We start from the raw sequence: 4926 nt of genomic DNA, 5'->3' as shown, positions 1-4926 counted from the left end.
CGGTTGGGTTTACGGTTTCGCCCAACAGTTTCGTCGCTAGCCACAAATGTGTTTTGTTCGCTCATTTAATCCCACCACGCTTTCTTCGAAAATTATTACTTAATACAAATTTAGCTTAAATCATAACCTAAATTTTATCAAGTAATAAAGTGGTTTGGCAAGCGTCGTATTTTCTAGCCACTTCGTTCTGAAAATACCGGCTTGCTGGGATTAATCCCAGACCCTTTATGTTTTTGCTTACGCAAAAAATGAGTGGCTTAAACGCTAGCCACTCATAGTTAAAATAAAATTTACATACCAAATAAACTAAGTAACTGCAAAATAGTGAGGAATCCAAAAAAGATAGCCCCTGCAATTCTCTTTTGTAAACAATATGCTAAAAAAGCAATGAAAAAACCTAAAAATAGAAAAATATCATTAGTCTTTACAAGATGTGATCCACCATAAATAACATCAAATATTATACGAACTATAAATATTAAAATTGCTATTGCTATAAATAAAGCCCCAAGACCTTCTAAACTTTTAACCAATTTAGTTTTTTGATTTTTCTTATCCATTTTGTCATCCCCTTTATGTTTAAATACTAATTCTTAAATTTTATTTTGCCAAAAAGTAATTTGCTTTTGCAATTGGTCTTCGTATTCTTTTAAAGTCAATTTCATTAACTCTGCTAAATCAATTTCTGAAATACTTTTTAGCATTTCTCTATATTTATTTTTTGTACGTCTTTCTAATTTACCCCACTCATTATCATCAAATAATAAAGCCATAATCGTATGACGATCTGAAGTTTTTTTTATCGTTGAGTAATCTGGTTTCAAGATATGTAAGTCATTAAAGCAGTCATTCCAGTAATCCACCATATTTCTTTTAAGTTCAATCTCTACACGCCATAAATGTTCAGACATGACTTCAACATCTGCGTTATCTTTACGTTCTTGCTTTTTATTATAAATTCTAATAAATCTATCACTATCTCTTACACCAAAATATTTTGTTTCTGGCTTCCCGTCACGACCATAAAATACAGTTTTCTTAACTGCTTTATCAGTCATTGCATAATAATTACTTAAATCATCTTCAAAATCAAAAGCTAAATCTATTCTTGTAAAACCGTCATCTTCCATGTAGTTGATAATGTTTTGTTTTAACCAAAGCATTTCTTCATGCGTAAGTTTATTCGGATTAAATTCAACACGCATATTACGTCTATCCCATGTATCTGCTTTTACTTTGTCGTATTCAATATAAACTTTTTCTTGTAGTGCTTTAGCTTTAAATTTCGTTTGTAGTATATCCCAAAGTCGAATTTGTGGTTCGATACTCATAAATGACGATAGCTTTTGAGCGTTGTCACGACTGAGATTTCCAACTATTGTCATAGCGTCAAAACTTAATTTAGGATTTTGTGGGTGCACAGAATGCACTCCTAACCGGCTATTAGAGTAGCCGGTTGAGTGTAAAATGTCACTATCCTTATTTTGTAAGTACTTTGAATAATTTTCTCTACTCATAAAAAATCGACTCCTTAATTTGTTTTAAGAAGTCGCTCACCCGAATATATATCTTGAAGAAAAAACTAATATCGTTTAATATCTAGATATACAAAATATAAAAAACAACTTAACGTTTTTCCTTAGGTAAGTCGCATTCACAAACTTTGGTCGGGGAGTGAGCGACTTCTTTTTATTTTGTTATTAATATAACACTACCAAAAGGCTTGGTCTAATATGACTAAGCTTTTTTGCTAAACTAATTCAAATTCTTTATTAATAAGTTCTTCAACACTTAAACTATAATAATCTGCTAATTTCAAAAGATTATAAGCATCTGGCAAACATTTATCATTTTCCCACTTGTTTATCGTTTGAATGGAAACTCCAATTTTTTTAGATAAAAATTCTTGGCTAACGTCTTTTTTAATTCTTAATATCTTTAAATTTTTTGATAACACTATTAAAAATTCCACCTTTTATTAATTTAATTTACTTATATCTTTTATAACATTAATTTTAAAAATTGAACTGTTATACATAAATTTATAAATATTTACAGTTTTAATCAAATTTAAGAAATTTAAAATAATGATTGTAAATACAATAAAAGGAGGAAATGAAAATGAAAAAGAAAGTGATAACAATACTTGCAGGTGCTGTATTATTATCACCTATAAGCGCAGCTTTACCTAATAATATTCATACTCCACAAATTAACAAAGAAGCTTCAGCTAAATCTAAATATAAATTAGAAAGTGTTAAATCAAAAAATGTAAGCGTGAAACAACAGAAAAAGCAAGATAAAGACGAAGCTATTGGCAATGCAATATTATCACTTGGCATAGGAGGTATCCCTGGTTATGTTGGTAAAGCAGGAAGTGCTTTACTAACAGCACTTGGACTCAAAGGTAGCATTGATCAAATAGATAAAAATTATGCTCCATTAACTGTTAAAAAATACCACTATGTACCCAAGAAGAAAGCTTCAGGTCCAAGTGGAGATATGAGCGGATATAATATGGGCTACTACGTAATAAAAGTATACAACCAAAAAACAGGTAAAAAAGTTTCTAGTAAAACAATACCTATACAAAGAGCATAAAAAGAACGGAGATTAATCTCCGTTCTTTTTTTTATAAAAATTTTCTATAAGTATAAAACCTATAATACCTAAAGTTACCATTAAAAACATTTCTACAAATTTGTAATTATTTCCTAGCATTATTACTAAAATAACACATATTATAAACCAAATCGCCTTTACAAAACCTTTTGAAATATTCATATGTCTCTCCTTTAAAAGTTACTTCTAGAATATAACCAATAAATAAAATGATAAAGATAATGCTATCAAAGAACCTACTAATACCTGTAAATATTTTTTTATTGGACCATAAAAAAATATTAATTCCTTTCTTTTTTTGTCGTACCAATAATTAACAATACAAAAAATAAAAAATTTAATAAATAAAAGAGCTTTTCCCCTAAAGATTTTCCAATAATGTTTTCATTCAATCCTATAATCAAACAAAGTATAAAAATAACAATGATAATACCTGAATATATTTTGTTTTTTAATAGCATAAAATTAACCTTTCTTTTTAATGCTTTATTCCAATTGCTTTATTGACGTTGAGCCTCTGAACCCTTAACAAACCCCAAAACTGTCGACTCGTCGGCCTAATAGCTCACGCTATGCCGACATTCGTCTTCAAGTTTAGTTAAGGGTTCTTCTCAACATCAATAAATTTTCTCGGCATAAATGCGTGTTAATATCTATATTTGCGTTCTAAAGCCAATATAAGCCATATCAACGTCGCTAATAGTAAATAAGGTATCAAGTATCCTAAATGCCATAAAAATGCTACAAAACCTTCTGAGTGCTTTATTTGATATTCTAGCCCTTTATACATGTGGTCAAATCCTAAAACATTGAATAAACCACCCATGAATGTAGCGACAACGCTAATCAATAAAACGGCAAATAGTGTCAACATCAACGCTGACTTAAAGTAAGTCGCCCATTTGTGAACACTTTCAATATTGTCATCGAGTATTTCTTGTTTATCCTCAATTCTCATCAAAGACCATTTGAATTGTTCCATTGTTTGCTTTGTACGAAGATTAGGTATTTTTTCATCAAATTTCTCATCGATTTTTTGTTTAATAAATTCGCTTAGATTATCATCTGTCTCAATATTTACTTTAATCTCGTGCGTATTCGAGCGTTTTATCTGATCGGTCATTCGTGATATATATAGCTTGTCTTCATCACTCAAGTTCAAAGTCGTTTTCTCGTGATTGGACTCTAAGTTCTTTAGGACGTTTAATATTTTTTTCTGTATCTCTTGGTCTGTACTCACTTTCTCTTGGTTCGTATTCTGATAATTGTTGCTCGAATTCTCTCCGTTCATTTGCGATCGCAAACTCATTTTCTAATGCCCCCTTATCGAATTGTTCACCTAAATTTTTACCTCTCACTTTTTTATTTTCTTTCAAGTGTCTGTAAGTGATTGTTTTGTTTGTGACGCGATCGATTGTGATGTCTAATTGGTTCAACTCTCTCTCAAGCTCCTCAAAATTTGTCGCTTGTGATTGTTCAATCGCATCTCTAATTTCGTCTTTCCAAGAGCTTTTACCTTTTTCAATTAAGCCTTTTTCGGCTTGAGTATATCGCATTGTTGCATTGCGTTCAGTTACAGACAATCCATGTTCTCTACATACTTCATCATTTTTTTGTTTTACGAACTCTCTTTGTTTTTTATTGCTTTGATATTTTTTCCCAGTTTCTAAATCAATTGAATTAATCACAATATGATTGTGTACATGATTTGTATCTGCGTGCGTATAGACGGCTACTTGATGATTAGGTGCAATCTTTTCTGCCAATTCTAGACCCAATTGATTACATTGCTCTGGCGTTACCTCGCCAGGCTTGAACGATTGAATCACTGTATGTGCTTGAACACCATTCTCTTTGCCATATAAAGCTCGTGTTTGCTTAAACGATGATTTTGCATAATCTATATCACAATTTAAGCCACTTTTTTCTTCTGCTCGCTTTTCTGCGTAATTGATTGCTCGACTTGCCGATTTGGTATTACCTAATTTAGTTGTTGCCATATCTCATCAAGCCTTTCACGTAGCTCATTGATATTATGTTCTAACGCTATGTAATTGGGTGCTTCATGTTGATGTTTATTACAATATTTAGCAATCTGATTGGCGTTTGCACCTAACTTACTTAAATCTCTAGCAATCGATTGTCGCGTTTCTTTATCAAATTTTGGTGCGACTAATCGACTGCCTTGTGCCTTTTTCTTTACGAAAGCAGGCACACTCATATTTAAAGTTTCCGCAGATTGCCTTAACTTTAAATATTCGGATTCGCTCACACGAAAACTAATTTGTTTTGGCTCCTTACGGT

The 4926-nt window shown here is 31.2% G+C and carries 7 protein-coding genes; 1 reads left to right on the top strand and 6 read right to left on the bottom strand.

Features of this window, described 5'->3' with window-relative positions; genetic code table 11:
• Window positions 1–290 precede the first annotated feature (290 nt).
• From ACFV3I_RS18635 to ACFV3I_RS18625, 3 genes are all read right to left on the bottom strand, one after another.
• The gene (locus ACFV3I_RS18635) at window positions 291–560 is read right to left on the bottom strand and encodes a hypothetical protein (RefSeq protein ID WP_002502827.1); all 270 of its coding nucleotides are present in this window, start codon (window positions 558–560) and stop codon (window positions 291–293) included.
• A 33-nt stretch (window positions 561–593) separates the two neighbouring features.
• Window positions 594–1517, bottom strand: a complete 924-nt coding sequence (locus ACFV3I_RS18630; RefSeq protein WP_378823948.1) for a replication initiation factor domain-containing protein — start codon at window positions 1515–1517, stop codon at window positions 594–596.
• A 233-nt stretch (window positions 1518–1750) separates the two neighbouring features.
• A complete protein-coding gene (locus ACFV3I_RS18625; RefSeq protein ID WP_080035860.1) occupies window positions 1751–1972 on the bottom strand; it encodes a helix-turn-helix transcriptional regulator in 222 nt (73 codons plus the stop codon).
• Window positions 1973–2121: 149 nt separating this feature from the next.
• Between ACFV3I_RS18625 and ACFV3I_RS18620 the strand changes: the two genes are divergently transcribed.
• Complete coding sequence (locus tag ACFV3I_RS18620; RefSeq protein ID WP_002502830.1) at window positions 2122–2601, top strand: hypothetical protein; 480 nt, start codon at window positions 2122–2124, stop codon at window positions 2599–2601.
• Between the two features lie 667 nt (window positions 2602–3268).
• Here the strand turns inward: ACFV3I_RS18620 and ACFV3I_RS18615 are convergent.
• The 3 genes from ACFV3I_RS18615 to ACFV3I_RS18605 form a co-directional block, all read right to left on the bottom strand.
• Window positions 3269–3745: a DUF334 domain-containing protein gene (locus ACFV3I_RS18615; protein ID WP_290125723.1), complete on the bottom strand. Its 477-nt coding sequence runs from the start codon at window positions 3743–3745 to the stop codon at window positions 3269–3271.
• A gap of 25 nt (window positions 3746–3770) precedes the next feature.
• A complete protein-coding gene (locus ACFV3I_RS18610) occupies window positions 3771–4622 on the bottom strand; it encodes a relaxase/mobilization nuclease domain-containing protein (protein ID WP_002502826.1) in 852 nt (283 codons plus the stop codon).
• Window positions 4604–4926 (bottom strand): plasmid mobilization protein (locus ACFV3I_RS18605; RefSeq protein ID WP_162169124.1); only part of this gene is annotated, 323 nt, incomplete at its 5' end. The genes ACFV3I_RS18605 and ACFV3I_RS18610, both read right to left, overlap by 19 nt.

It is taken from the genome of Microbacterium sp. NPDC059771, from assembly GCF_042732495.1.
Lineage (GTDB): Bacteria > Actinomycetota > Actinomycetes > Actinomycetales > Microbacteriaceae > Microbacterium > Microbacterium sufflavum.
This window is presented reverse-complemented; position numbering and strand designations above follow the sequence as displayed.